1 protein-coding gene and 1 pseudogene are annotated in these 2,186 nt (G+C 49.9%); both read right to left on the reverse strand.

Annotation, left to right across the window (positions count from 1 at the left end; all coding sequences use genetic code 11):
- Positions 1 to 89: 89 nt before the first annotated feature.
- Positions 90 to 911 (reverse strand): methyl-accepting chemotaxis protein, encoded by an 822-nt coding sequence (locus tag AC1DUO_RS24275; protein ID WP_443531370.1) that lies wholly within the window; start codon positions 909 to 911, stop codon positions 90 to 92.
- 231 nt (positions 912 to 1,142) lie between these two features.
- Positions 1,143 to 1,697 (reverse strand): annotated as a pseudogene (locus tag AC1DUO_RS24280) (MCP four helix bundle domain-containing protein); the annotation flags it as partial.
- Positions 1,698 to 2,186: the final 489 nt, after the last annotated feature.

Raw genomic sequence — 2,186 nt, forward strand, 5'->3', positions numbered from 1 at the left:
GTGATGTTCTCATTGCTGCTGGCAAGAGCTGCCGATGTCAGCAGGGTCGTCGCCACGGCAAAAACGCAGGAAATTTTCATGTAAATACCTTAGCGGGTGGCTGTTGCAGTGACATTAAGATTTCCCGCACGTGAAATATCAAATGCAGAAATCCCCTCCAGCAAGATATGGGCCTGTTGTTTTAAACTGTCCGCTGCTGCCGCACTTTGTTCTACTAACGCGGCATTCTGCTGCGTCGCCTCGTCCATGTTGACCACGGCTTTATTGACCTGATCGATGCCAGTATGTTGTTCGCTTGAGGCAAGGGTAATCTCAGCCATCAGGCTGTTGACGCCTTTGACCGCATTCACCACTTCCATCATGGTGGTGCCCGCTTCATCCACCAGCTTAGAACCGACGTTAATCCTTTCAACAGACTCGCTAATCAGGTTTTTAATTTCCTTGGCGGCATTGGCGCTGCGCTGTGCCAGCGTTCGCACTTCACCGGCAACCACTGCAAAACCACGTCCTTGCTCACCGGCACGGGCTGCTTCAACGGCGGCGTTAAGCGCCAGAATATTGGTTTGGAAAGCAATGCCTTCAATGACCGTGATGATTTGTGTCACTTTGCCTGAGCTTTCGGCGATTTCATGCATGGTACTGACGACGCGTTCAACGACGTTGCCGCCGCGTTGCGCCACTTGTGACGCACTTGTGGCCATCAGATTCCCCTGATGGGCATTGTCGGCGTTGTGTTTCACTGTCGCGGTCAGTTCCTCCATGCTTGCTGATGTCTGTTCCAGCGAGGAAGCCTGGGCTTCGGTCCGGCGACTCAGATCCTCATTGCCCAACGTAATTTCGGTGGATGCACTGACAATGCTTTCAGCGGAATTAGCCACCTGGTTGATTAACTGATGCAGTTTCGCCTGCATTCCGCCAAGCTCTGCCAGGACGCTGTTTTGTGGTGCGTTTTCCGCGCCTTTCACTTCACTGAGATCACCCGCAGCAATACGTTGTACCACCTGACCTAAAACAAGCGGTTCTTCACCCAGTGCACGGAACAGGGAACGGATAATAATGCCCCCCAGAATAACCGCCAGACTCAGTGCGACCAGGCTGATAACGATGAAAATGAGGCGGGTTTGTTGATACGCATCTTGTGCGGTATTCAGGCTCTCTTTAGCCCGTACGTTACTGTACTGGAGATAATCATTGGTCGTATTCAGCAGCAGCGCCAACTGAGGTCGTAGCTCGCGATTCATGCGGTCAATCGCTTCAGCTTTCTTCTCTTCAAGGGCCAGATCAACAATATGTTTAGCCACCGGACGGTATCCTTCTTCCGCATTAGAAATCGCGGTCACGAATTGCCGATCCTTATCTGTGACATCAGAGTGTTCTTTGATTGCCGCCTGAAGCCGGTTCAGCGCGGCTGCGGTTTTCTCTTCTGCAGCAGCAACTTGTCTTTTACCTGCTTCGATATCAGCAGCCTCACTGACCAGCACCAGCCCGTAAATATTCAATGAACTGTCTTTTACGCCGCTGAGAATTAAATTCACAGCTGCCTCACGGGCGGAAACCTGCTGTACGTGAGTTTTGAATCTGTTGTTGGCCTGGCTTAACGCGTTGATAGAGAGCAAGACTACTGCGAGAACAATGACGACTAAAACGCCAAATCCCAGCGTAAGCTGGGTGCGTACAGTAGTGTGTTTAAAAGACATAGTGGTAACTCCCTGAAATTGCGATTAAAAAGGTGCGGGCACCTTAAGTTATGACAACATTTCAATCAGTCTCGTGCGTAAAATGTCGTTACCGGAGTAGCCTGTCAGGAAACACAGGATAGAAATCTGTCGGGAAGAAACTGAAGTTGGTCACGTGAACCGAATGAGTTTTAGTGATTAAGTTAACGGCACACTGGCGAGGAAACTTGATAGCAGGGGGCGGACAGCCGGTTTGTTTGTCAGAAAAGTGTGATGTCTGTCAGATTTTTATGCCGGCAATGTTTTCACGCGCTGTTGCGCATAACCTCTGAACGAAAGGCGCGGGCACAGGGCCGTCAGTGTGGCCGTCACGCCGGTTTCATCATCAGAAAAATCATTCCATTTTTATAATCTCAGGCAATGATTCAAGTTTCATATTTTGAAACATAAAGCCCTTAATAACCCTCAAACTAAGCTTGCACTATAGAGTATAGCCGGTGCTATATTCGT

The sequence above is a fragment of the Rahnella sp. P4_A8 genome, from assembly GCF_056402435.1.

What these genes read in the sequence shown, in the direction of transcription:
- AC1DUO_RS24275 (WP_443531370.1), bottom strand. Translation starts at nt 911, where the DNA reads ATGCAGGCGAAACTGCATCAGTTAATCAACCAGGTGGCTAATTCCGCT.